This is a genomic window from Bradyrhizobium septentrionale (assembly GCF_011516645.4).
In the GTDB taxonomy this organism is placed as follows: Bacteria; Pseudomonadota; Alphaproteobacteria; order Rhizobiales; family Xanthobacteraceae; genus Bradyrhizobium; species Bradyrhizobium septentrionale.
In genome coordinates, this window is sequence record NZ_CP088285.1 from 3649002 (window position 1) to 3673041 (window position 24040).

Below are 24040 nucleotides of genomic sequence, written 5' to 3' on the forward strand. Positions count from 1 at the left end.
GCCATGAGTCTCGACCTGAGTCCGGAGACTGTCGCCGTCATCGGCTTTGTCAGCCTGTTCGCGCTGATGCTGCTTCGCGTGCCCGTCGGCATGGCAATGGGCCTCGTCGGCATCACCGGCTTCGGCTACCTCACCGGCCTCGCGCCGGCGCTGAAGCTGATCGGCCAGACCACGATGCGCACGGTGACGGATTATTCTTTCGGCGTGATCCCGATGTTCCTGCTGATGGGCGCCTTCGTGTCCGTCTCCGGCATCAGCCGGGAGCTGTTCCGCGCCGCCAACACCTTCGTCGGCCACTGGAAGGGCGGGCTCGGTATCGCCACCATCGCGGCCTGCGGCGGCTTTGCCGCGATCTCGGGCTCGTCGGTCGCGACCGCCGCAACCTTCTCGGCGGTCGCCTATCCCGAGATGCGCCGCTTCGGCTATCCGCAGTCGTTCTCCACCGGCGTGATCGCGGTCGGCGGCACGCTGGGAGCGATGCTGCCGCCGTCCACCGTGCTCGCGGTCTACGGCATCATCACCCAGCAGGACATCGGCAAGCTGTTCATCGCGGGCGTGGTGCCCGGCCTGCTCGCGATCCTGATGCATATGATCACGATCGGCATCATCGGCGTGACGCGGCCGGGTTTCCTTCCGGCGGGCAAGAAGGCGTCGTGGCATGAGCGCTTCGTCGCGCTGCGCGACGTTTGGTCGCCGCTGCTGCTGTTCCTGTTCGTGATCGGCGGCCTCTATGGCGGCTTCTTCATCCCGACCGAGGCCGGCGCGGTCGGCGCAGTCGGCGCCTTCATCATCGGCATCCTCCGCGGCAAGCTGACCAGGGACGGCATCCTGCAGTCGCTGCTGCAGGCAACGCGCACCGCGGCTGCGGTATTCACCGTGCTGATCGGCGCGCTCTGCTTCGGCTATTTCCTCACCATCACCCAGACGCCGCAGAACGTCACCGCCTTCCTCACCGGGCTCGGCATCGGTCCCTATGGCGTGCTGGCACTGATCCTCCTGATGTATCTGGTGCTGGGCTGCCTGATGGATGCGATGGCGATGGTGATCCTCACCGTGCCGATCGTGTTTCCGGTGGTGACCGCGCTCGGCTTCGATCCGATCTGGTTCGGCATCATCATCGTCATGACCGTCGAGCTCGGCCTGATCCATCCGCCGGTCGGCATGAACGTGTTCGTGATCAAGAGCGTGATCAAGGACGTCAACATGTCGACGATCTTTGTCGGCGTGCTGCCGTTCGTCATCACCGACCTGATCCGGCTGGTGATCCTGATCCTGTTCCCGCTGCTCGCGACCTGGCTGCCGCAGCGCATGATTGGTTGAACCCATGGCACCGGAGCTTCAGACCAGATACGTCTTCACCATCACCGCCAGGATCGCGGAGGTGACGTCCGCCGGCGACATCGGCACCGGCGTCCGCCGCATCATCCCGATCATCGGCGGCGAGGTGAGGGGCGAGACCGTCAACGGCAAGGTGCTCTCGTTCGGCGCCGACTTCCAGATCATCCGGCCCAACGAGCTGATCGAGCTGGAGGCGAAATACGCCTTCGAGACCGACGACGGCGCGGTCGTCTATGTCGAGAACAAGGGCATCCGCTTCGGGCCGGTCGAGCTGCTCGAGAGGCTCAAGCGCGGCGAGCCTGTTGACCCGAAGCTGATCTATTTCCGCACCGTGCCGAAGTTCGAAACCGGTGCCGAAAAATATCGCTGGCTGATGCAGCACATCTTCGTCGCCTCCGCTGCCCGCCACGCCGACCGCGTCGTGATCGACGTGCATCAGGTGCTGTGAGCGGGGGTGCGGAGAATCAGGATTCTTGCTTGGCGCACGTGTGAGGAAGGCAACGGCGGAAGGGTTCCCTCCCCCCTTGCGGGCCGCAAGGGGGGAGGGTTAGGGAGAGGGGTACCACACGGTGTGCTCTCTCGGCCTTCGTTTCAGCGGCGCGCGGTCGAATTGCGAGAGCGACGCTTCTGTCAACCATCTCGCCCGGGGCCACCCCTCTCCCCAACCCTCCCCCGCAAGGGCAGGGGAATCGCATATGGATTTTTCTTGTGTTGAGGCTGAATAGGGATTCTTGAGGGAGGCAGTTTTTCGAAGGAGAAACGGCCATCTGCCTGGAAACCTGTTTTGGATCGGTTCCCGACCCCCGAGCCGGAAACGCGACGCATCGGTTGGGCGACCTGATCGTGATGATGGTCGCCGCGAGCCTGTGCGGGGCCGCGACAGCAACCGAATTTGCGTTGTTCGCGGAGACCCGTAGGGCTGTGCTGTCTCGCCTGATCGATTACGACGTGGCCCCCAGCCACGATACTTTCTCGCGGCTTTTGCGGCTGCTGGATCCGCGGGCGTTCGAGCAGGCTTTTGCGTCGTTTGCCGCGGGTTTTGCCCGGGCGCTCGGCGAATCCAGCGGCACGACTGTGGCCACGCCAGACGAGGTGGTCGCGCTCGACGGCAAGGCCTTGCGGCGCGCCTATGAACAAGGCCAGCAGGCCTATCCGCCGCTGACGGTCTCGGCCTTCGCCACGCAAACCCGGCTTTGCCTTGCGGCCGCGTCGCCGACGGCGGCCGAGAACGAGATTGAGGCCGCCCTGAAGGTGATCGCGCTGATTGATCTGACTGACAAGATCGTCACGGCCGACGCGCTGCATTGCCATCGCCGGATGGCCGAGGCGGTCGTCGAACAGAATGCGGACTATGTGCTGGCGCTGAAAGGCAACCGTGGTCACTGGCACAAGGAAGCCGAGAGCCTGCTGGCACGAGCGCCCTCGCCACCGGTTGTCGAGCAGACGGAACGCGGTCATGGCCGCGACGAATGGCGGAAAGCTGAGGTGGTGCCGGTCGAGACCGCGCTGATGCCCGGCCATGCCGCCATCATCCGGATCACTTCCCGGCGTGATCGGTCCGAGCCGCTGACGCGCTTGTTCATGACCTCGCGCGTGTTCTCGCCGCAGCAGGCCCTCGACATCACGCGAGCCCATTGGCAGGTCGAGAACGGCCTGCACTGGATGCTTGATGTTCATCTCGCCGAGGATATGAACCGAGCTCGCAAGGACCACGCACCTGCCAACATCGCCATCCTCAAGCGAATCGCAAAAAATATCCTGCAGATGACCGACCCGCCGAAGGTCCCTATCAGCCACCGCATCAAAAAATGCGCATGGAACGACGACTACCTCCTCAAAGCCCTGGCCCATATGCGATAGCCCTGCCCGCAAGGGGTAGGGCTATCGCATATGGGCGAGGACGGAGAGAAGGAAGTCGTTATTCCATCTGGCCTGGAGCATTTTGTGGCTGGTGCGCGTGGGACCTGGCGTGGCTTGTAGAGCGTTAAGTGCCAGCTTTCGGATGGCGGCAAGATTTTCGGCGGCATGGCCCTTGCGGCTACGGCAGGCGTCTTCGTCGAACAGAACGTCGAGAACCCAATGCAAGTTGTTCTCGATACCCCAGTGGGCGCGGACGGCCTCGAGCAGCTTCTTGGCCGACAACCGGCGTGAGGCCAGAAAGTATCGGGCCGTGTGTTTGGCTGTCTTGCCGGCCTTGGCGCGCCAACTATCGATGCGACCGACGACAGCGATAGCAGGGAAGCTGTATTGCTTTGCCAAGTCTGGGGCCGGCACGACGATGGCCTGCCGGCGCTCGATGCGGCCGTGGGCCGATGTCCTTCGCTGGCTCGCCCGCGCTGGCTTCCGGGCCGTATCGAGCAGCGCCTTGACGGCTTTGAAGAGCCGGCCGCGATTACTCTTGATGGCCAATACATAGTGGCCCTTCCGATCGCGGATGGCCTGCGCCGTGTCGGGCCGGCAATGCAAGGCGTCGGCGGTGACAAGAGCACCATCCAGATCGAGCAGGGCGAGGACTTCGAGAGCGCCGGCAATCTCGTTGCGATTGGGAGCCTTTCTCTGCGCAACGCCATGCGCGTGCCTGCCGCCCAGACGTTGACCATATGTAGCGGCGTAGCCCGCCGGCCACGCGTGAAGGCTCCGCGCAACGCCTTGCCGTCGATGCTGACCACGCCCTTGACGCCGAAGCTCTTGCTGAACTTACGCAAAACCGCTTCCAGACCCTTCGGGTCCAGCACGCGGAAGACGTTGCTGAACGTGTCGTGGCTAGGAATACCGTGTCCAAGCTCCAGGAACTTCCGCAACAGCTGCTCTCGGCCTTTGCCGAAGAACTCGAACTCGGTGCAGGTCTTGGCGCCGGCCAGCGTCGCCGCCAAGGCAATGACGAGGATCTCCAACAAATCGTGTCGCGTGTTGCCGGCGCGTGGATCCTTGAGCGGTCGAAACAGGCGCCTGAGTTTGCGCATTTGGGTCTCCCTCGACAATCGAGAGACCCCCAAAGAATCCAGTTCCAACCGCTTGGCAACACCCCTCCTGAGCCATATGCGATTCCCCTACCGCAAGGGGGGAGGGAGTGATCTTCCCCCGAAAAAGTGGACAGGGTTAAGCTGGTTTTAGCTCCATCTCGATCGGGGCGAGGTACCCGATGGCGGAATGGAGTCGAGTTCGATTGTAGAAGCCCTCAATGAAGGCGAAGATATCGCGCTGGGCCTCGGCCCGGGTCTCATATTGGCGATGATGAACGAGCTCGGTCTTCAGGGTATGGAAGAAGCTCTCCATCGGGGCATTGTCGTAGCAGTCGGCTTTGCGGCTCATTGATGCCGTGATGCCGGCGGCCGACAGGATCGCGCGATAGTCCTGTGAGGCGTACTGCACGCCGCGATCGGAGTGATGGATCAATCCGCCTTCCGGATGCTGCTGCTGGATTGCCATCTTCAAGGCGGACGAGGCGAGTTCGACCTGCATGTGATCCCGCATCGCCCAACCGACGATCTTGCGGCTGAAGAGGTCCATGATGGCCGCCAGGTAGAGCCAGCCCTCTGCAGTCGGAATGTAGGTAATATCGGCGAGCCAGATCCGGTTTGGGGCCGCGGCTGCAAAATGACGTTCGATGAGGTTCGGCGCGATCGGCAGGCCGTGGCGGCTGTCGGTGGTCCGAACGCGACGCGGTGATGCCATGATGGCGCGGATGCCGTGCCGATGCATCAAGCGTTCGATCCGGCCACGGCTGGCGCCACGTCCCTGTACCCGCAGAGCGGCATGGACCCGCGGACTGCCATAGCGTCCGCCACTGTCTTGATGGACCTGTCGGATCGCAGCCAGCAGCGCGGCATTGGTGGTTGCGCGTGCGTTTACCGGGCGCTCACGCCAAGCGTAATAGCCGGCCGCCGAGACCCCGAGCACGGCGCACATCAGCCGCACCGGATAGGCGTCGCGATGGTCCTCAATGAAGCGGAAGCTCATGTCCGGGTTCCGGCAAAGATCGCGATCGACTTCCTAAGAAACAGCCTGATTGGCGTTGCACGGAATGGCCTGCAAGACAAAGCCGAGCGATTTGGCCCGGCGCTGAAGGTTAGCGAGGACGCGGCTGCGATATTGTCGCTCATATTGGTCGGCACCTGGATCCCTGTAGCTCATGCCATGCCGGAGTGTGTTGTAGAATAAAACTGCAATCTTGCGGGCGGTCGCCGTCACCGCCTTCGACTTGCCCGCGCGTGAGGACAGCCGGCGATAGAATGCTCCGAGCGCCGTATCGCTCCGCCCCACGGTTGTGGCTGCCAATCGCAGTAGTGCGGCTGCCCGGCTGGAGGATCTCCGCGTGCGTGAAGATAGTACCTTGCCACCGGAGATTTTGTTGCCGGGTGCGAGGCAGAGCCAAGAGGTGAAGTGCTTGGCGGTTGGCCACGCCCTCAGATCCTTGCCGCACTCGCCGACGAGCTTCAATGCGAGTGACGGACCCAGCCCATGGATCTCAGTCAGATCAACGCCGAGCACACCGTACAGCGCGGTCCTGACATCGAAGGTGGGTGTGTTGACCTGCTTGGTCTTTACGCGTGGCTGGGATAGCTTTCCGACCGGCTTTGCTTCTCTGTTGCTAAGCGCGGCGATCAAGACTTCGAGCTTGCGGTCGCAGTCCAGCATCTTCGCCTGGTAGATGTCGTAGAGTTCCAGCGATTGGGTCAGAGCGAAGACATGTTCCTCCCGGTCGTTGCCGATCAGCGCCGCGCGGATCGTCTCCGTTGAAGAATGGCAGCGCACGTCTCGATAGGTTGCCAGAACGTCGGGATTGCGCTCGCCTGCAACAATGGCTCGGATAATCCGCATACCAGTCGCTCCGGTGATATCCGAGACGACATGATGGAGCTGCAGGTTCATCTCCATCAGAGCCTTCTGCATGTGCTGGATATGGGCGGCAGCATATTCAACCAGCCGCTCCCGCTGGCGCAGATAAGCGCGCAGGGTCGCAATCTCGGCATCGGGACGGAAGCTGCCGCGTAACAGCCCATAGGAATGAAGCTGGCGTAACCACGCAGCATCGCTGACATCGGTCTTGCGCCCGGGCACATTCTTGGCATACCGCGCGTTGACCAGAATGACCTCGAACCCGCGCTGCTCCAGAATCTCGTAGACCGGGATCCAATAGACGCCAGTGGATTCCATCGCGACGCTGGTCACACCGCATGTCTTGAACCAGTCCGCCAGACTATGCAGGTCCTGTGTGAACGTGCTGAACGTGCGCACTGGGACATCGGTGCAGGCCGGGTTCACGGCGGCCATGTGCATCTTTGATCCGATGTCGATGGCAGCCGCCCCGACGTTGACTGGCTTCAATTCCGGGCGATCTGCAGTTGTCGTCTTGAGCATTGCGGGTCCTCCGTCCAATCATGGGCAGGAGGGTCTGGGTTATGCCAATTTGTCATCTTCCTAATCGGGATCGCCGCCGGAGCGCCGTCACCACTCTCAAGTCCGCATGCACCCATGGACCACGTTTTTTAACGGGGACAGTGCCTCCAATAAGCTGACGGCCGCTACCCTCCCGGCCTCAGACGATAGCACAAGGCTGTTTCTACCCCGCGCAGGCACGCCACGGCGCTGGACAGTTTTTTAAAATGTCCCGCTCCATGCGCAGCCGCTCATTCTCCTCGCGCAGCCGGGCGATCTCGGCAGCCTGGTCCGCCGGCATCGGCGTCGCTTGCGTCGTGGGGCGCCGCGCCGCCGCTGCCGGCTCCTGCCGGAGCTTCTCCACCCAGCGCCGCAGCACCGAATCACGCAGACCGAGTTCCTTGCCGACCGACGTGATCGACCGGCCACTCGATACCACGAGTTCAGCGGCCTGCCGCTTGTACTCCTCGGTAAACGACCGACGTTGACGCTCTTGCATCCGACACCTCCGGGCTCTCTGAGCCTACTACAGGTGTCCACTCATTCGGAGGAGGTTCAGGAGTCTGAAAAGCGTGCTCATCTCACGCGGAGCAGAAAAATGACGACGCGCCCTTATCCCTGAGTTGCCCGACGGCGCAAGGCTTCAACTCAGGTGCATAGATAACCCGTCTCACCGGATCGAGGGGCGTTGCGCATCGTCACGAACGCGCGGTGGGATGCGGTGGACGCCGCGACTGACGAGTGCGCATAAGGCGGACGGTGAAGTCGTGTGGTCCTGACGCCCTAGCGGCCGGTGTCCCCTCGCGAAACGCGAATGCGTTTCTGCGAAGGCGGTGACAAACAAGCCCAGTCTCGCCGGGGAGAGCACGAAATAAGCCGTAAAACCATCGCGCAGGGACAGCCGGGTTGATCCGGTTACACCTGTGGTCCTACCTCCCGTGCTTTTTGTTGCACGGGACCCATGGGTGCGATCGGCACCCGGCTTTCCCTGCGCCCTCTTCAAGGAGAGGGCAGAAAGAAATGCAAAGCTCGGGCAAATTATGCCGCGAGAATTCGGGCGTATGATCCACAAGTGGCGCAAAAAACTCAGTGTCGTCCCGGCCTGGTGCGCAACTGCGCACGGGGGGCCGGGACCCATAACCACTGAAGGTGATTGTTGCGCGACGCTGGGGCCACAGCCTTCCTCACCAACCCCAATCCTGTGGTTATGGGTCCCGGCCTTCGCCGGGACGACGGATGGAAGGAGCCGCGCGTACCAACTCCATCACCGTCATCCTGAGGTGCGAGCGGAGCGAGCCTCGAAGGATGAATCGGCCACGGACGGGCCGTGCATCCTTCGAGACGGCCGCTGCGCGGCCTCCTCAGGATGACGGAATTGGCAGTCCGCGATCGCAAGGCGGACCGCTATCCCAGATGTCTCGAACGCGTCCCATATTGACTCTCCTGCCAATAATTATAAAACATAACTATTCTGAACAGGAAGCAATAACGCCATGGGAAACGCTGCCGACGCGGGCGATGCCGCGCTGCTCAAGATAGAGACGCGGGGGGCGGTGCTGACGGTCGGGCTCAACCGGCCCGCCAAGCGCAATGCGCTGAACGACGGCATCATCCTGGCGCTGCGGGACTGCTTTTCGGCGATTCCCGACGACATCGGTGCCGTCGTCATCCATGGTGTCGGCGATCACTTTTCGTCCGGCCTCGATCTCTCCGAACTGACCGAGCGCGACGCCACCGAGGGCCTGGTGCATTCCCAGATGTGGCACCGCGTCTTCGACCGCATCCAGTATTGCCGCGTGCCCGTCATCGCCGCGCTGAAGGGCGCGGTGATCGGCGGCGGGCTGGAGCTCGCCTGCGCCGCGCATATCCGGGTCGCCGAGCCGTCGGCCTATTTCGCGCTGCCCGAGGGCCAGCGCGGCATCTTCGTCGGCGGCGGCGGATCAGTGCGGCTACCGCGCCTGATCGGCGTGCCGCGGATGGCGGACATGATGCTGACCGGTCGGGTCTATTCGGCGACCGAGGGCGCGGCCTACGGCTTCTCGCAATATCTCACCGAGGCCGACGGCGCGCTGCCGAAAGCGCTGGAGCTTGCCGAGCGGGTCGCCGCCAACGCACCGCTAACCAACTTCGCCGTGTTGCAGGCGCTGCCGATGATCGCCGAGGCCAATCCGCAGACCGGCCTATTGATGGAATCGCTGATGGCGACGGTGGCGCAGAGCGACAAGGAAGCGAAAAAGCGCATCCGCGCCTTTCTGGACCGCAAGACCGCCAAGGTGAAGCCGACATGAGCGCCGCGCCGTCCGTATCAGCTGCGAGCGCGCATCCGCTGCGTCCGATCTCGTTCGGCAATCCCGACGTCAGCGTCGAGCGCCGCGACGACGGCACGATCTATCTTCGCCCGAAGTTCAGTCTTACCGATTATCCCGTTCGTCTCACCGACCGCCTGCATCACTGGGCAAAGGCCGAGCCGAACCGCGTGTTCATGGCCGAACGCGCCGGCAGTGGTTGGCGGCAGATCACCTACGCGCAATTGCTGGAGACGACCCGGCGCATCGCGTCGGCGCTGATCGCGCGCGGGTTGTCCGCCGAGCGGCCGATCGTGATCCTGTCGGGCAACTCGATCGACCACGAGCTGATGGCACTCGGCGCGCTCTATGCCGGCATTCCGTTCTGCCCGGTGTCGCCGGCCTATTCGCTGGTGTCGCGCGACTACGGCAAGCTCAGCTTCGTTATCAAGCTGCTGACGCCGGGCCTCGTTTTCGCCGACGATGCCGACAAATTTGCCGATGCGCTGCGCGCCAATGTCGCGCCGGATGTCGAGATCGCGGCCAGCCGAGGCATCGTGCCCGGCCGCGGGGTGACCCGGCTCGCCGATCTCATGGCGACGCCGGAGGATCCGCGCCTCGACGCAATCCATGGAGCAATCGGCCCCGATACGATCGCGAAATTCCTGCTGACGTCGGGTTCGACGGGCAATCCCAAGGCCGTGATCAACACCCAGCGCATGATCTGCGCCAACCAGGTGATGCTGCGCGAGACGCTGGCGTTCCTGAAGGACGAGCCGCCTGTGATCGTCGACTGGCTGCCGTGGAATCACACATTTGGCGGCAACCACAATGTCGGGCTGACGCTCTTCAACGGCGGCTCGATGTATCTCGACGAGGGCAAGCCGATGCCCGGCGGCATCGAGGAGACCGTACGAAACCTGCGCGAGATTTCGCCGACGGTCTATTTCAACGTGCCCAAGGGTTATGAATCGCTGCTGCCCTATCTGCGCGCCGACGCTGCCTTGCGGGCGAAATTCTTCGCCCGGCTGCATGCGATGTTCTTCTCGGGCGCCGCGTTGTCGCCGTTCATCTGGAACAGCCTCGATGCGCTCGCCGTCGAGGAGAAGGGCTATCGCGTGCCAATGCTGACAGGGCTCGGCGCCACCGAGACCTCGCCGTTCTTCATGTCGGTGCGGCCCGATACCAGCCGCTCCGGCCATGTCGGGCTTCCGGTGTCGGGCAATGACGCGAAGCTCGTCCCGAACAACGGCAAGCTCGAGGTGCGCGCCAAGGGCCCCAACGTGACGCCCGGCTACTGGCGGCAGCCGGAGTTGACCGCCAAGGCGTTCGACGAGGAGGGCTTTTACAAGTTCGGCGATGCGCTGAAGCCGGCCAACGCTGGTGATCTCGCTGCCGGTTTTGATTTCGATGGCCGTATCGCCGAGGATTTCAAGCTGGCGAGCGGCACCTGGGTCAGCGTCGGTCCGTTGCGGGCGCGCTTCGTCGGCACCTGCGCGCCGCTGGTGCGCGACGTCGTGATCGCGGGCCTCAACCGCGATGAGCTCGCGGCGATCGTGATCCTCGATCTCGACGGCTGCCGCCTGATCAATCCAGAGCTTGTCGCCGGCGACATCGCGGCCGCGGCCAATGATCCGCTGGTGCGGGCCGCCTTTCGCGAACGTTTCGCGCGCGTGCTTGCCGGCGCCACCGGCTCGTCGAACCGGATCGCGCGGGCGATCCTGCTGGATACGCCGTTGTCGATCGATCGCGGTGAGGTCACCGACAAGGGCTCGATCAACCAGCGCGCGGTGCTGGAGCATCGCGCTGACATCATCGACGCGCTCTACGCGCCGGTGCCATCGGCATCGGTGATCACACTCGTCTAGATTTCGAAGAGGAGAATGCCATGCAGTTGAAGGATCAGGCCGCCATCGTCACCGGCGGCGCATCGGGATTGGGGGCTGCGACCGCGCGCCGGCTGGCCGCACAGGGCGCCAAGGTTGCGGTCTGCGACCTCAACGCTAAGCTCGCCGAGAGCGTCGCGGCCGAGATCGGCGGCATTCCGATCGTTTGCGACGTGGCCGATGCGGCAGCCGCCGAGGCTGCGGTCGCTGCCGCCGCCAAGGCGCATGGCGCGGCGCGGGTGCTGGTGAACTGTGCCGGCATCGGCGTGGCAAAGCGCGTGATCGGCCGCGAGGGACCGATGGCGCTGGCCGACTTCGACAAGGTGATCAAGGTCAATCTGATCGGCTCGTTCAACATGCTGCGGCTTGCGACATCAGATATGGCGAAGCTCGAGCCGCTCGCGACCGGCGAGCGCGGCGTCGTGATCTTGACGGCCTCGGTCGCGGCCTATGACGGCCAGATCGGGCAGGCGGCCTATTCGGCCTCGAAGGGCGGCATCGTCGCGATGACCTTGCCGATCGCGCGCGAGCTCGCGCAATTCGGCATCCGCGTGCTGACCATCGCGCCCGGCCTGTTCATGACGCCCTTGCTGGCCGGCCTGCCGCAGGAGGCGCAGGATTCGCTCGCCGCCGCGATCCCGTTCCCGCGAAGGCTCGGGCAGGCCGACGAGTTCGCCTCGCTGGCGCTGCACATGATCGACAATCCCTATCTGAATGGCGAGGTGGTGCGGCTCGATGCCGCGCTCCGGATGGCGCCGCGCTGACGCATGATCCGGAAGAGCATGAAACGCTCTTCCGGATCGATCATGCTCAATCGAGGATAAATCATGTTCGTCCATCGGCGCGATGTGCAGATCCAGTGGGGCGATTGCGACCCCGCCAACATCGTCTATTACCCGCGCTATTTCGCGATGTTCGACGACTCGACCTCGATCATGTTCGAGGCCGCCGGTTGCTCGAAGCAGGACCTGATTCACAAATACGGCCTGGTCGGCATTCCTATGGTCGACACGCGGGCGAAATTCCACATCCCGTCGACTCATGGCGACTGGATTACCATCGAGAGCCGGATCGACAGCATCAAGCGCTCGAGCTTCGAGGTGGTGCACCGCGTGTTCAAGGGCGAGGCGTTGGCGATCGAGGCATTTGAGACCCGGGTGCTGGTTGGTCGCCATCCGGACGATCCCGACAAGCTGAAATCGGCGCCATTTCCGCAGGAGATCATCGACCGCTTCATGAAGGGCTGACTCGCTGTCCCTCATGACCTAAAGAAGGGGCTGAATTGGCCCGCAAAACCGGCTTAAACCCAAAAGACTTACTTGCAGGGAGGAATGAATGAGGAAGGCCACTCTCGCCGCCGTGGCGCTCGCAGCTGTAATCGCGCTGCCGGGCGCGCCCGCACAGGCGCAGACCAATGAAATCACCATCGGCATCACGATCTCGACCACCGGGCCCGCCGCGGCGCTCGGCATTCCCGAGCGCAACGCGCTCGATTTCGTGCCGAAGGAGATCGGCGGCGTGCCGCTGAAGCTGATCGTGCTCGACGACGCCGGCGATCCGACCGCTGCGACCACAAATACAAGGCGCTTCGTCACCGAGTCCAAGGCCGACATCATCATGGGCTCCTGCATCACGCCGACGACGATCGCGGTGTCGACGGTCGCCAACGAGGCCGGCATCCCGCATCTCGGGCTGGCGCCATTCCCGATCAACGAGGCCCGCGCGAAATGGTCGGTCGACCTGCCGCAGTCGATCCCGATCATGGGCAAGGTGCTCTACGAGCACATGAAGGCGCACAACATCAAGACCGTCGGCTATATCGGCTATTCGGATTCCTACGGCGATCTCTGGGTCAACGACTTCAAGGCGCAGGCCGTGCCGATGGGCTTGACCATGATCGATGAGGAGCGCTTCGCGCGCCCGGATACATCGGTCGCGGGCCAGGTGCTGAAGCTCGTCGCCGCCAATCCCGACGCCATCCTGGTCGGCGCGTCCGGCACCGCCGCGGCACTGCCGCAGACCGCGCTGCGCGAGCGCGGCTACAAGGGCCTGATCTACCAGACCCACGGCGCCGCCACTATGGACTTCATCCGCATCGCGGGCGCGTCGGCGGAAGGCGTCATCATGTCGGCCGGCCCGATCATGTCGCCGGAAACGCAAGCAGACAGCGCGCTGACCAAGAAGCCCGGCCTGACGCTGAACGCCGCCTATGAAGCCAAATACGGTGCCAACAGCCGCAGCCAGTTCGCCGGCCACTCCTACGATGCCTTCGAGGTGCTGAAGCGCATCATCCCGACGGCGCTGAAAACCGCCAAGCCCGGCACGCCGGAATTCCGCGAGGCGATCCGTCAGGCGTTCATCTCCGAGAAGGAGATCGTCGCGAGCCAAGGCGTCTACAACTGGACCGAAAAGGACCGCTACGGCCTCGACGACCGCTCGCGCATCCTGCTGACGGTCAAGGACGGCAAATACATCCCGGCGATGTGAACCGCTTGCGATCCGCTGAGGTAACAAGCCGGCCTTCGAAAGAAGGCCGGCTTCGCCGTCTAAATCGCGCTGTCGCCTTCGTGCTGGAAGCCGAGATAGCTCGCGGCGACGCCCTTGTTGGCGGCGATCTCCCTGGCGGGACCCGACAGCACGAATTCGCCGAGCTCCATTACATAGGCGCGATCGGCGATCTGCAGTGCGGCCTGGGCGTTCTGCTCGACCAGCAGCACCGAGACGCCGGCCGAGCGGAGCTCGCCGACGATGCGGAAGATGTCGGCGACGATGATCGGGGCAAGGCCGAGGCTCGGCTCGTCCAGCATCAAGAGCTTCGGCGCCCCCATCAGCGCGCGGCCCATTGCCAGCATCTGCTGCTCGCCGCCGGACAGCGTGCCGGCGAGCTGCTTGCGCCGCTCCTTGAGCCGCGGAAACAGCGTATAGACCCGCTCCAGCGAAACGGCTGCGGTTGCCTTCGCAATCCGGAAGGCGCCGAGCTCGAGATTGTCCTCGACGTTCATCGTGCCGAACAACTCGCGATGCTCTGGCACCAGGCTCAGGCCGGTGGCGACGCGGTCCTCGATGTCCAATGGCGCCATGTCGACGCCGGCAAAGGTGGTGCGGCCCTTCAGCGGCAGCACGCCCATGATGGCGTTGAGCAGCGTGGTCTTGCCGGCGCCGTTGGCCCCGATGATGGTGACGATCTCATTGTCGGCGACGTCGAGCGAGACGCCGCGCACGGCCTCGACCTTGCCGTAGGCGATGTGGACGTCGGTGACCGACAGCAGCGCACTCATGCGGCGGCTCCGAGATAGGCCTTGATCACGTCGGGATTGCGCTTGATCGCGGCCGGCGTGCCTTCGGCGATCTTGGTGCCGAAATCCAGCACCACGATGCGGTCGGCAAGATCCATCACGAACCCCATGTCGTGCTCGACCAACAGCACCGACATGCCGCCGTCGCGCAATTGCCGCAGCAGCGCGGCCAGCCGCTGCTTCTCCATGTGGCGCAGGCCGGCGGCCGGTTCGTCGAGCAACAGCAGCATCGGATCGACGCACAGCGCACGCGCAATCTCGACGATGCGCTGCTGGCCGAGCGACAGCGAGCCTGCGAGCTGGTCGATCTGGTCGGACAGGCCGACGCGCGCGATCTGCCGCGCGGCTTCCGCCAGCAGTTTGGCCTCATCGGCGCGGTCGAGCCGCAGCATGCTGGAGATCGCCCCGGAATTCCCGCGCAGATGCGCGCCGATCGCGACGTTCTCGAGCACGGTCATGTCGGGCACCAGCTTGACGTGCTGGAAGGTTCTGGAAACCCCGAGCTTGACCACTTCCTGGGGCGGCGCGTTCTCCACTTCCTTCCCGAGCACGGAGATCTTGCCGCCGGTTGCGGTCAGGACGCCGGTGATCAGGTTGAAGGTCGTGCTCTTGCCGGCGCCGTTCGGGCCGATCAGCGCGACGATCTCGCGGGCATTGACGTCGAACGAAACGTCGTTCACCGCGATCACGCCGCCGAACTGCTTGCGCGCCTTGTCGATGTGCAGCAGCACCGAAGACGAACCGGGCGCGCGCTCGCGATGCTCCAGCTTCAGCGATGTGTCGGGCGTCTTGCGGGCCGACTTGAACGGCAGCCGCGACATCAGCCAGGGCCAGACGCCGGTTGGCGCAAGCTGCAGCAGCAGCACCAGCATGATGCCGAACACGATGGTCTCGAGCTGGCTCTGACCGCCGAAGATGTAAGGCAGGTAGCTCTGCAGCACCTCCTTGAGGATCACGACGATGCCGGCGCCGAGCACCGCGCCCCAGACGTAACCGGCGCCGCCGACGACGGCGATGAACAGATACTCGATGCCGGCCTGCGCGCCGAACGGCGTCGGGTTGGCGGCGCGCTGGAAATGCGCATAGAGCCAGCCGGACAGGCCGGCCAGCACCGCGGCATAGATGAACACCAGGAGCTTGGCGCGCGGCGTCTGCACGCCGAACGCTTCGGCCGCGACATGGCCGCGCCGCAAGGCGCGGATCGCGCGCCCGGTGCGGGAGTCCAGCAGGTTCATGGTCAGCAGCGCGGAGATCAGCACCGCGACCCAGATCGCGTAATAGATCGTATCCGGGCTCAGCATCTTGAACGAGCCGATCGAGAGCGGCGGAATGCCTGAGATCCCGTCGTTGCGGCCGAGGAATTCGAGCTTGCTGAACAGATAGAACAGGCCGATGCCCCAGGCGATGGTGCCGAGCGGCAGATAATGGCCCGACAGCCGTACCGTGACGATGCCGAGCAGCACGGCCGCAATGCCGCTGACGACGAGCGAAGCCGGCAGCGTCAGCCAGGGCGAGACGCCATAGGCGGTGGTCAGCACCGCCGTGGTGTAGGCGCCGAAACCGCAGAACGCGGCCTGTCCGAACGAGGTGAGGCCGCCGACGCCGGTGAGCAGCACCAGCCCCATCGCGACCAGCGCGGCGAGGCCGATATTATCGAGCAGCACGATCCAGAACGGCGGAATGCCCGGAAGAAGCGGAATCACCGCCAGCACGAGCGCGAAGATGATGAGAGGGAGCCGCTGCGTCATCGCGCTCAATCCTTCTCTTCTTCGACCGCGGGCGCCGCAAGCGAGCGCAACACGAGCACGGGGAGGATCAGCGTGAACACGATGACTTCCTTGAAATTGCTGGCGTAGAACGATGAGAAGGCCTCGACGATGCCGACCACGATGGCGGCGACCGCGGTCAGGGGATAGCTGACCAGGCCGCCGATGATGGCGGCGATGAAGCCCTTCAGGCCGATCAGGAAGCCGGTGTCGTAATAGAGCGTGGTGATCGGCACGATCAGGATGCCGGAGATCGCGCCGATCACCGAGGCGAGCAGGAATGCGATCTGGCCCGACAGGGTGGTGCGAATGCCGACCAGGCGGGCGCCGAGGCGGTTGACCGCGGTGGCGCGCAGCGCCTTGCCGGTCTTGGTGTAGCCGAAGAACAGCCACAGCGCCACGATGAAGCCGATCGTCAGGGCGTAGACGGCGAGGCTCTGGCCGGTGAAGCGCAGCGGGCCCGCGGTCAGCGCGGCATTCGACAGCGCCGGCGCGCGCAGGCCTTCGGCGCCGAAGAACACCAGGCCCAGGCCTTGCAGCGCGAGGTGGCAGCCGACCGAGGCGATCAGGAGCACCAGCACCGAGGTGTGCGCGATCGGCTGGAAAGCGATGCGGTAGAGGAACAGCCCGATCGCCGCCACGATCAGGAGCGCCAGTGCAATGTTGACGGCGATCGGCGTGTTGGGACCAACCAGGGCGTAAACGAGGCCGAGCAGCGCGAAGGGGAAGGCGATGTTGAGCGCGACGGATCGCATCACCAGCCGCGCATGCAGCGCCTTGCGGGCGAAGAACAGGTCGAGGGCGAAGGCGACGAGGCCCATCGCGACGGCTAGCCGCACCGTGCCGGGCACCTGGCCGGTCGCCAGCATGGCGTAGCTCAGCGCGCCGTAGGTCACGAATTCGCCCTGCGGGATCAGGATCACCCGCGTCACCGCGAACACCAGCACCAGGGCCAGCCCGAGCAGTGCGTAGATCGCGCCATTGGTGATGCCGTCCTGCAGCAGGAACAGCATGATCGTTGTGTTCAAGGCCGGGCGCTCCCCCTTAGGCGTCGGACCGCCGCAACCGGTTGTGCCGGTCGGGTCGGCCGATATCGGCTGTTGATAGCTGCCGATATTTGATATAGTGCATAACGATTATTAGATATAATCTCAAGGTCCCCGAGCGTCCCGCGGGGTTTTTGTACCGGGATTGCGAGCCTGGAGCGATGACTGTTTCCAAGACCGCCGCCGATGCCGTCCGATCACCGCGTGCCCTGCGCAGGGAACCGGTCGATCCTGCCGGGGACGACAGCATGCTGCAACTGGGCGAACTGTCCGGACTGCTCGGCTATTCGCTGAAGCGTGCGCAGCTCAAGGTGTTCGAGGACTTCCTGCGCTGCGTCGCGCCGCTGCAGCTGACGCCGGCGCAGTTCTCGGTGCTGCTGCTGCTCGACAAGAATCCGGGCCGCAACCAGACCGAGATCGCCAACACGCTCGGCATCCTCAGGCCGAATTTCGTCGCCATGCTCGATGCGCTGGAGAGCCGCGACCTTTGCGCGCGGATGCGCTCCACCAACGACCGCCGCTCCCACATCCTGGTCCTGACCGACAGGGGCCGCGCCGTGTTGGCGCGCGCCAAGAAGCTGGTCGCCAACAAGCACGAGGCGCGGCTGATCGAGGTGCTCGGCCCCGCCAACCACGCCGCGCTGCTGGAGATGCTGGCGAAGCTCGCGCAGGAGTTTTGAGGGGCGTGACGGCCCATCCGCTCGCGATGACGCGCTGGGTTGATACATGTCCGGCATGCGGGCGTCGCCAAGCGACGAACCCATCGCGGTCTAAAGCTTGTAGCCGATGTTTCGCAGCAGATCCTTCCGCCACGCGATGTCGGCGTCGGTTTCGACGCCGAGCGGCGAGGCGCCATCCACCACACCGAGCACGCCGCGCCCGAGCTCCGTCTGCGCGACGATCACCTGTGTGGGATTGGCCGTCGCGCAATAGATGCGGCAGACCTCCGGCACCGCGCGCACCGCCGCCAGCACGTTGACGGGAAAGAACCCGTCGCCGAGGAAAATCAGGAAGGTGTGACCGGCGCCGATCGCCAATGCGTTGTCGCGTGCCAGGGCGAGCGAGGCGTCGTCGTTACCGGAGCAGCGCACCAACCGCTTGCCGGAGGCCTCGCAGAAAGCCAACCCGAAGCGGATGCGCGGAACCGCGCCCACCAGCGCTTCGTGAAGGTCTTCCACGGTCTTGATGAAATGCGACTGGCCGAAGATGAAGTTGGTCTCATCCGGCTTGACGATGGGCACCACGGTGAGGTCCATGGCTTCGCTCCTGCACGGTGAGCTCCCCAATCCATGGTAGGCCGTCGGAGGGCGTTTGCAAGCGGCCACAGGCGCTCAAATGTGCCGGCTGTCTGCTTCCGGCTCACGCCGACCAGACCCAGCATCCGTACTCACGACGGCTCTCAAGGGAAGACCGGAAATCGCCGGGAGGTTGCGCGCCCAAGGGCGGGAACTGTGGTATCTTCCGTCAAGCGCGACGGGGTGCGGCCGAATGTTGCACGGCCCCTCGCCAAAGTGGCCGCGAAGCGCACCGAGCGTTTGCTAACGGATCTGAAGGGAGCGCTACCGGGGGCTCGAGGAGGATCAGCGCCGTGAAGCGGGACTTCGACCTCATCGTCTATGGCGCGACGGGTTACACCGGCCGTCTCATCGCCGAATATCTGGCGACATCCTATCGCGGCGACGATGCTCCGTGCTGGGCAATTGCGGGACGTTCGACCGACAAACTCCAGAAGATCCGTGCCGACATCGGCGCACCGGACGATTTGCCGTTGGTGAAGGCGGATGCCGCCGAGCCGGCCAGCCTGCGTTCGATGTGCGAGCGCGCGGCCGTGGTCGTCACCACGGTCGGGCCCTATCAGCTTCACGGTCCCGAGCTAGTGGCGGCCTGCGTGGCCACCGGCACGGCCTATGTTGATCTTTGCGGCGAACCGGGCTGGATGCGGCGCATGATCGACGTCCATCACGAAGAGGCGAAACGGACCGGCGCGCGCATCGTCTTCTCCTGTGGCTTCGATTCCATCCCGTTCGACCTCGGTGTGCTCACGTTGCAGGAGAAAGCGCGCGAGAAATTCGGACGCCCGGCGCGGCGGGTCAAGGCTCGTCTGCGCAAGGTGAAGGGCGGCATGTCCGGTGGGACCGCGGCGAGCGCTCAGGCGACGCTGGCCGCCGCGGCGCGCGACCCGGCCCTGATCCGGCTGCTGACCGATCCGTTCGCGTTGACGCCGGGCTTCACCGGGCCGTCTCAGCCGTCGGGCCTCGTCCCCGAATATGACACGAGCTTGCACGCGTGGCTCGTGCCGTTCCCGATGGCGCCGATCAACACCAAGAACGTGCACCGCACGAACTTCCTGTTGGGCCATCCCTACGGCAGGGACTTCGTTTATGACGAGATGATGGTGGCGCCGGGACTTGGGGACATCGCGAGCGTGACGACGGAGGCGTTCGCCACGGTGGTGTCCTTGTTCGGGACCGGCGGTCTCAAAAGTGGAGCAGGCCCGACCCGGGAAGCGCGCGAGAGGGGCTTCTACGACATCTTCTTTCTGGGCGAGGTGCCGGATGGCGGGCGGGTCGAGGCCGTCGTCACCGGCGACCGCGATCCGGGCTACGGCTCGACCAGCAAGATGATCGCCGAGAGCGCACTCTGCCTCGTGCGCGACGTGCAGGGCGAGGGCGGCATCTGGACGCCAGGCGCGCTGATGGGGCCGGCCTTGCGCGAGCGTCTGAAGGCGCGTGCCGGCCTCACCTTCAGCGCGCGTTGAGGTCGCGCGCAGGATTGGGGCGGCGCGCTGGATTGCTTCCGCCATCGCCCCGGAATGACGGTAACTCAATCCACCAAGATGACCCTGACATCGTTGACATTGGTCAGCGTCGGCCCGGTCAGCAGCAAGTCCCCGGTCTGCGCGAAGAAGCCCGTGGCGTCATTGTTCGCGAGATAGGCCCTCGGATCGAGGCCGATCGATTTCATCTTCGCGAATGTCGCCTGATCGATCACGGCCCCGGCGGGGTCGGTGGCGCTGCCGGCACCGCCATCAGCGCCGTCGGTGTCGGCGGCGAGCGCCGAGATGTCGGGCACATCCTTGAGCAGATCGGCCAGCGCCAGCGCGTATTCCTGGTTCGGCCCGCCGCGGCCATTGCCGCGCACGGTCACCGTGAGCTCGCCGCCGGAGATGATTGCGACCCGCTTGCCTTCGCTGCGCGCCTTGAGCGCGAGCCGCGCATGCTCGGCCGCGACGTCGCGGGCCTCGCCTTCGAGATCGGCGCCGAGCGCGATGGTCTCATAGCCGGCGTCCTGCGCGACCTTCACCGCGGCATCGATCGAGGCCTTCGGCTTCGCCAGCAGCTCGAACGTTGCCCGCGCAAAGGCGGGATCGCCGGGCTTGCAGCTCTCGTTCCTGGGATCGTCAAGCGCACGGCGGACCGCGTCATCGACCGAGAGATTGTATCTGGCGACCAGCGCGCGGGCATCCGCGAGCGTGGTCGGATCCGGTACCGTCGGTCCCGAGGCGATCGCGGAGGGATCGTCATGCGGCACGTCTGAGATCGCCAGCGTGACGATCTCGGCGGCGTGCTGGCCGGCGCGCGCCAGCCGTCCGCCCTTGATCCGCGACAGATGCTTGCGGACGATGTTCATCTCGCCGATCGGCGCGCCGGAGCGCAGCAGCGCGCGGTTGACCTGCTGCTTCTGGGCGAAGCTCACGCCCTCGACGGGCGCGATCCAGTTCGCCGAACCGCCGCCGGTCAGCAGCACCAGCAGCAGATCGTCCGCCGTCGCCTCGGCGGCGAGCCGCAGCGTATCGTCGGCCGCCCGCAGGCCGGCCTCATCCGGCACCGGGTGGCCGGCCTCGACCACCTTGATCCGGCGGGTCGGCACACCATGGCCATGGCGGGTGGTGGCGATGCCGACCAGCCGGGTCGGCGCAAGGCCGAGCGTGTCGAGATAGTGCCGTTCCGCCGCCGCGGCCATGGCGCCGGCGCCCTTGCCGGCGGCGAGGCAGATCACGCGTCCCTTCGGCGCCGGCCGCAGCCGCGATGCCAGCACGACATCGGGATGCGCAGCCGCCACCGCGGCATCAAAGATCGAACGCAGGAACAGACGACGGTCGGTCATGGCTATACCTTCGCGAGAGCCGGGACGTGGGTAGATTGGGCCGCATTACACGCTGTGTTCCCTCTCCCGCTTGCGGGGGAGGGTTAGGGTGGGGGTGCTGCCACGAGTCGTATTGCGGAGAAAGCCCCCACCCGGATCGCATCTTTGATGCGATCCGACCTCCCCCGCAAGCGGGAGAGGTAAGGGAAGATCGCGACCGCCTCGATCGAGGCAATATCCATCCGGGCTTTAGTTTCCGGCGACTTCGCCGCTGATGACGTCGCCGAACAATTGCCAGCGCTCGCCCTTGAACTGCATCAGCTGCAGTTGCTCGATCGGCTGGAAGTCGTCGGGACTTGTACTCAGCGTGACGCCGGGCAACAGGCCGCCCTGCGCAAACTGCTTCAGGCTTGCGGCCTGCTTCATCACATTGGCGCGGGTGAGGTCGTCGCCGCAGCGGCGCAGCACCTCGACCATGGTGGTTGCCATGTTGTAGCCGGTCATCGCCGAGGCATCGACGCGGTTGGTGTCGGGCATGTATTTGGCGAGCAGATCGTCGAACGCCTTCATGCCGGCGTCGTCCTTCCACTGCGGATCGCTGGCGTCCTTGGCGTAGGCCGCCGAGATTACGCCCTGCGCGTTGTCGAGCCCGGCCGGACGCATCACCGTCGCGGTGGAGGCCGAGACGTTAGACACGATCGTGACCGGCTTCCAGTTCATCTCGCCGAGCTTCTTGATCGCCTGGGCACCGAATTTCGGCGTGGTGAAGAAGATGATGACATCGGGGTTGGAGGATTTCAGCCGCACCACATGGGAATCGATGGTCGGTTCGGCGACCTCGTAGCTCTCCTTGGCGGCGATCCGCGCGGGATCGCTGGCGAAGCCGTCCTCCAGGCCCTTGAGGTAGTCCTTGCCCATGTCGTCGTTCTGGTAGAGCACCGCGACCTTGGCGGCCGGCTTCTCCTTGAGCAGATATTTCGCGTAGATCCGCGACTCGCTCTGGTAGCTGGGTAGCCAGCCCATGGTCCAGGGGAAGCTCTTCGGGTCGTTCCACTTGGTGGCGCCGGTGGCGACGAACAGCTGCGGCACTTTCTTGGCGTTGAGATACTTCTGGATCGCGGTGTTGGAGGCGGTGCCGAGCGTGCCGAACAGGAACAGCACCTCGTCGCTCTCGACCAGCTTGCGGGCCTGCTCCACGGCCTTCGGTGGCGAATAGGCGTCGTCATAGGAAACGAAGTTGATCTTGCGCCCGTTGATGCCGCCGTCGTCGTTGACCTTCTTGAACACGGCGGCCATCGCCTTGCCGACCACGCCATAGGCCGACGCCGGGCCGCTATAGGGCACGATGTTGCCGATCTTGATCTCGGTATCGCTCGCACCGGTGTCGTATTTCTTCTGCGCCCATGCGGCATTGCCGGCCGCGGTGGCGACGGCGAGGCCGAGCAGGGCGGTTGCGACACGGTGTCGGATCGGCATCGGCATTTCCCGAAAGCTCCTTGTTGTTGCCGCCGCGCGAGGGGCGGTTTCTTGCGGGATTTCCTAGCGCATTGCCGGGCAAAGTGTAAGCGGCATCGCCCGGGCCGGTCGGCGGGCGGGTGCCCTGGCCAATGAAAAGCCCCCTGCGACGGTATCGCAGGGGGCCATTCTCAGCCGGCAATTTGCGGGAAATCAGCCGCCGACGTCGGCGCTGATGACGTCACCGAACAGTTCCCATTTCTCGCCCTTGAACTTCATCAGCTGCAGCTGGCTGATCGGGGCGAAATCATTCGCGGCGGTGTTGATCTTGATGCCGGGCAGCAGCACCTCGGTGCGGAAGTCCTGCAGGTTCGCCGCCTGCTTCATGATGTTCTCGCGGGTGAGGTTGTCGCCGCACTGCTTGAGCACCTGGACCAGGGTCTGGGCCACGCCGAAGCCGACTACGGTGCCGCCGTCGAGCTTGTCGCCCTCGGGGAAGTCCTTGGCCATGAAGGCGTAGAATTCCTTCATGCCGGGATCATTGTCCCACTGCTTGTCGGAGGCGTCCTTCAGGTAGGCGGCGGAGATGATGTCCTGCGCGTTCTCGAAGCCGGCCGGCTTGATCACGCTGCCGACCGAGGCCGACACGTTGTTGAGGAAGTGGGTTGGCTTCCAGCCGATCTCGGCAATCTTCTTGATCGCCTGCGCCGCGAATTTCGGCGTCGCGATGTCGATGAAGACGTCGGCGTTGCTGGCCTTCAGCTTGACGATGTTGCTGTCGATCGTCGGCTGGGAAGTCTCGAAGCTCTCTTCGGCGACGATCATGCTGGCGGCCTTCTGGCCGAGGCCGTCCTTGAGACCCTTCAGATAGTCCTTGCCGTAATCGTCATTCTGGAACAGCACCGCGATCTTGGCGTTCGGCATGTTCTTCAGAATGTATTTTGCGTAGATCTGGGTCTCGCTCTGGTAGTTGGGCTGCCAGCCCATGGTCCAGGGAAAGTCCTTCGGATCGTTCCACTTGGTGGCGCCGGTGGCGACGAACAGCTGCGGCACCTTCTTGGAATTCATGTACTTCTGGATCGCCGAGTTGGACGGCGTGCCGAGCGAGTTGAAGATCAGCAGTACCTCGTCGCTCTCGACCAGCTTGCGGGCCTGCTCCACGGCTTTCGGCGGCGAATAGGCGTCGTCGTAGGAGATGAAGTTGATCTTGCGGCCGTTGATGCCGCCGGCGTCGTTGATCTTCTTGAAATAGGCGGCCTCCGTGCGGCCGATGATGCCGTAGGCGGATGCGGGTCCGCTGTAGGGCATGATGTTGCCGATCTTGATTTCGGTGTCGCTGGCGCCGGTGTCGTATTTCTTCTGGGCAAGCGCGGCGCTGCCGGACGTGGCGACGAGCGCGAGCGCGGCTCCGAGGACCGCAAGTCTAGTGGTAGCGGACATTGATGTCTCTCTCCCTGTTGTCGTCAGACGGATGTGTCGCGGCCCCCTTGTTTCGAGGGCTCT

General features: G+C 64.5%; 19 protein-coding genes and 2 pseudogenes. 10 read left to right on the plus strand and 11 right to left on the minus strand.

Features of this window, described 5'->3' with window-relative positions:
• Positions 1-15: 15 nt before the first annotated feature.
• The 3 genes from HAP48_RS18990 to HAP48_RS19000 all read left to right on the plus strand — a co-directional run bounded on the left by HAP48_RS18990 (position 16) and on the right by HAP48_RS19000 (position 3198).
• Positions 16-1320 (plus strand): TRAP transporter large permease, encoded by a 1305-nt coding sequence (locus HAP48_RS18990; RefSeq protein ID WP_166216247.1) that lies wholly within the window; start codon positions 16-18, stop codon positions 1318-1320.
• A 4-nt stretch (positions 1321-1324) separates the two neighbouring features.
• On the plus strand, positions 1325-1786 hold the full coding sequence (locus tag HAP48_RS18995) for a DUF3237 domain-containing protein (RefSeq protein ID WP_166211426.1): 462 nt from the start codon (positions 1325-1327) through the stop codon (positions 1784-1786).
• Positions 1787-2109: 323 nt separating this feature from the next.
• A complete protein-coding gene (locus HAP48_RS19000) occupies positions 2110-3198 on the plus strand; it encodes an ISAs1 family transposase (protein ID WP_210292854.1) in 1089 nt (362 codons plus the stop codon).
• A 21-nt stretch (positions 3199-3219) separates the two neighbouring features.
• On the opposite strand, the pseudogene HAP48_RS19005 reads toward HAP48_RS19000, so the two are convergent.
• From HAP48_RS19005 to HAP48_RS19020, 4 genes and pseudogenes are all read right to left on the minus strand, one after another.
• Positions 3220-4301, minus strand: a pseudogene (locus HAP48_RS19005) (ISAs1 family transposase).
• A 136-nt stretch (positions 4302-4437) separates the two neighbouring features.
• Positions 4438-5322 (minus strand): annotated as a pseudogene (locus tag HAP48_RS19010) (IS3 family transposase); the annotation flags it as partial.
• 9 nt (positions 5323-5331) lie between these two features.
• Positions 5332-6699 (minus strand): IS110 family RNA-guided transposase, encoded by a 1368-nt coding sequence (locus HAP48_RS19015; protein ID WP_166204212.1) that lies wholly within the window; start codon positions 6697-6699, stop codon positions 5332-5334.
• Between the two features lie 202 nt (positions 6700-6901).
• Positions 6902-7216, minus strand: coding sequence for a transposase (locus tag HAP48_RS19020; protein WP_166204213.1), 315 nt, complete (start codon positions 7214-7216; stop codon positions 6902-6904).
• A gap of 994 nt (positions 7217-8210) precedes the next feature.
• Here HAP48_RS19020 and HAP48_RS19025 point away from each other — a divergent pair.
• The 5 genes from HAP48_RS19025 (at position 8211) to HAP48_RS19045 (ending at position 13375) form a co-directional block, all read left to right on the plus strand.
• Positions 8211-9005, plus strand: coding sequence for a crotonase/enoyl-CoA hydratase family protein (locus tag HAP48_RS19025; RefSeq protein ID WP_166211423.1), 795 nt, complete (start codon positions 8211-8213; stop codon positions 9003-9005).
• Positions 9002-10870, plus strand: a complete 1869-nt coding sequence (locus HAP48_RS19030) for a feruloyl-CoA synthase (RefSeq protein WP_166211420.1) — start codon at positions 9002-9004, stop codon at positions 10868-10870. The genes HAP48_RS19025 and HAP48_RS19030 overlap by 4 nt, the downstream gene beginning before the upstream one ends.
• A 20-nt stretch (positions 10871-10890) precedes the next feature.
• Positions 10891-11652, plus strand: coding sequence for an SDR family NAD(P)-dependent oxidoreductase (locus tag HAP48_RS19035; RefSeq protein WP_166211417.1), 762 nt, complete (start codon positions 10891-10893; stop codon positions 11650-11652).
• Positions 11653-11715: 63 nt separating this feature from the next.
• Positions 11716-12135 (plus strand): acyl-CoA thioesterase, encoded by a 420-nt coding sequence (locus HAP48_RS19040; RefSeq protein ID WP_166211414.1) that lies wholly within the window; start codon positions 11716-11718, stop codon positions 12133-12135.
• A gap of 88 nt (positions 12136-12223) precedes the next feature.
• Entirely contained in the window at positions 12224-13375 is a 1152-nt protein-coding gene (locus HAP48_RS19045; RefSeq protein ID WP_166211411.1) for an ABC transporter substrate-binding protein, read from the plus strand.
• A 59-nt stretch (positions 13376-13434) separates the two neighbouring features.
• Here the strand turns inward: HAP48_RS19045 and HAP48_RS19050 are convergent, their stop codons facing one another.
• From HAP48_RS19050 to HAP48_RS19060, 3 genes are read right to left on the minus strand one after another with little or no spacing between them, the layout of a single operon-like run.
• The gene (locus HAP48_RS19050) at positions 13435-14166 is read right to left on the minus strand and encodes an ABC transporter ATP-binding protein (protein ID WP_166211408.1); all 732 of its coding nucleotides are present in this window, start codon (positions 14164-14166) and stop codon (positions 13435-13437) included.
• A complete protein-coding gene (locus HAP48_RS19055; RefSeq protein WP_166211405.1) occupies positions 14163-15932 on the minus strand; it encodes a branched-chain amino acid ABC transporter ATP-binding protein/permease in 1770 nt (589 codons plus the stop codon). Before HAP48_RS19055 ends, HAP48_RS19050 begins: the two co-directional genes overlap by 4 nt.
• Positions 15933-15937: 5 nt before the next feature.
• Complete coding sequence (locus HAP48_RS19060) at positions 15938-16978, minus strand: branched-chain amino acid ABC transporter permease (protein ID WP_166211402.1); 1041 nt, start codon at positions 16976-16978, stop codon at positions 15938-15940.
• A 179-nt stretch (positions 16979-17157) separates the two neighbouring features.
• On the opposite strand from HAP48_RS19060, the gene HAP48_RS19065 reads away from it, so the two are divergent.
• Positions 17158-17676, plus strand: coding sequence for a MarR family winged helix-turn-helix transcriptional regulator (locus HAP48_RS19065; RefSeq protein ID WP_029077908.1), 519 nt, complete (start codon positions 17158-17160; stop codon positions 17674-17676).
• A 90-nt stretch (positions 17677-17766) separates the two neighbouring features.
• Here HAP48_RS19065 and HAP48_RS19070 read toward each other — a convergent pair whose 3' ends face one another.
• A complete protein-coding gene (locus HAP48_RS19070; RefSeq protein WP_166211399.1) occupies positions 17767-18252 on the minus strand; it encodes an adenosine-specific kinase in 486 nt (161 codons plus the stop codon).
• 332 nt (positions 18253-18584) lie between these two features.
• Between HAP48_RS19070 and HAP48_RS19075 the strand changes: the two genes are divergently transcribed.
• Positions 18585-19754 (plus strand): saccharopine dehydrogenase family protein, encoded by a 1170-nt coding sequence (locus tag HAP48_RS19075; RefSeq protein ID WP_166211396.1) that lies wholly within the window; start codon positions 18585-18587, stop codon positions 19752-19754.
• A gap of 65 nt (positions 19755-19819) precedes the next feature.
• Here the strand turns inward: HAP48_RS19075 and HAP48_RS19080 are convergent, their stop codons facing one another.
• From HAP48_RS19080 to HAP48_RS19090, 3 genes are all read right to left on the minus strand, one after another.
• Complete coding sequence (locus HAP48_RS19080; protein WP_166211393.1) at positions 19820-21103, minus strand: glycerate kinase type-2 family protein; 1284 nt, start codon at positions 21101-21103, stop codon at positions 19820-19822.
• Positions 21104-21331: 228 nt separating this feature from the next.
• Positions 21332-22558: an ABC transporter substrate-binding protein gene (locus tag HAP48_RS19085; protein WP_420869879.1), complete on the minus strand. Its 1227-nt coding sequence runs from the start codon at positions 22556-22558 to the stop codon at positions 21332-21334.
• A 192-nt stretch (positions 22559-22750) separates the two neighbouring features.
• On the minus strand, positions 22751-23977 hold the full coding sequence (locus HAP48_RS19090; protein ID WP_166211387.1) for an ABC transporter substrate-binding protein: 1227 nt from the start codon (positions 23975-23977) through the stop codon (positions 22751-22753).
• Between the last annotated feature and the right edge of the window lie 63 nt (positions 23978-24040).

Excerpts from the sequence above, each read along its gene's own strand:
- HAP48_RS19040 (WP_166211414.1), top strand. The coding sequence starts at position 11,716 with ATGTTCGTCCATCGGCGCGATGTGCAGATCCAGTGGGGCGATTGCGAC.
- HAP48_RS19025 (WP_166211423.1), top strand. The coding sequence starts at position 8,211 with ATGGGAAACGCTGCCGACGCGGGCGATGCCGCGCTGCTCAAGATAGAG.
- HAP48_RS19050 (WP_166211408.1), bottom strand. The coding sequence starts at position 14,166 with ATGAGTGCGCTGCTGTCGGTCACCGACGTCCACATCGCCTACGGCAAG.
- HAP48_RS19070 (WP_166211399.1), bottom strand. The coding sequence starts at position 18,252 with ATGGACCTCACCGTGGTGCCCATCGTCAAGCCGGATGAGACCAACTTC.
- HAP48_RS18995 (WP_166211426.1), top strand. The coding sequence starts at position 1,325 with ATGGCACCGGAGCTTCAGACCAGATACGTCTTCACCATCACCGCCAGG.
- HAP48_RS19035 (WP_166211417.1), top strand. The coding sequence starts at position 10,891 with ATGCAGTTGAAGGATCAGGCCGCCATCGTCACCGGCGGCGCATCGGGA.
- HAP48_RS19085 (WP_420869879.1), bottom strand. The coding sequence starts at position 22,558 with ATGCCGATCCGACACCGTGTCGCAACCGCCCTGCTCGGCCTCGCCGTC.
- HAP48_RS19065 (WP_029077908.1), top strand. The coding sequence starts at position 17,158 with ATGACTGTTTCCAAGACCGCCGCCGATGCCGTCCGATCACCGCGTGCC.
- HAP48_RS19030 (WP_166211420.1), top strand. The coding sequence starts at position 9,002 with ATGAGCGCCGCGCCGTCCGTATCAGCTGCGAGCGCGCATCCGCTGCGT.
- HAP48_RS19020 (WP_166204213.1), bottom strand. The coding sequence starts at position 7,216 with ATGCAAGAGCGTCAACGTCGGTCGTTTACCGAGGAGTACAAGCGGCAG.
- HAP48_RS19080 (WP_166211393.1), bottom strand. The coding sequence starts at position 21,103 with ATGACCGACCGTCGTCTGTTCCTGCGTTCGATCTTTGATGCCGCGGTG.
- HAP48_RS19055 (WP_166211405.1), bottom strand. The coding sequence starts at position 15,932 with ATGACGCAGCGGCTCCCTCTCATCATCTTCGCGCTCGTGCTGGCGGTG.
- HAP48_RS19090 (WP_166211387.1), bottom strand. The coding sequence starts at position 23,977 with ATGTCCGCTACCACTAGACTTGCGGTCCTCGGAGCCGCGCTCGCGCTC.
- HAP48_RS19015 (WP_166204212.1), bottom strand. The coding sequence starts at position 6,699 with ATGCTCAAGACGACAACTGCAGATCGCCCGGAATTGAAGCCAGTCAAC.
- HAP48_RS19045 (WP_166211411.1), top strand. The coding sequence starts at position 12,224 with ATGAGGAAGGCCACTCTCGCCGCCGTGGCGCTCGCAGCTGTAATCGCG.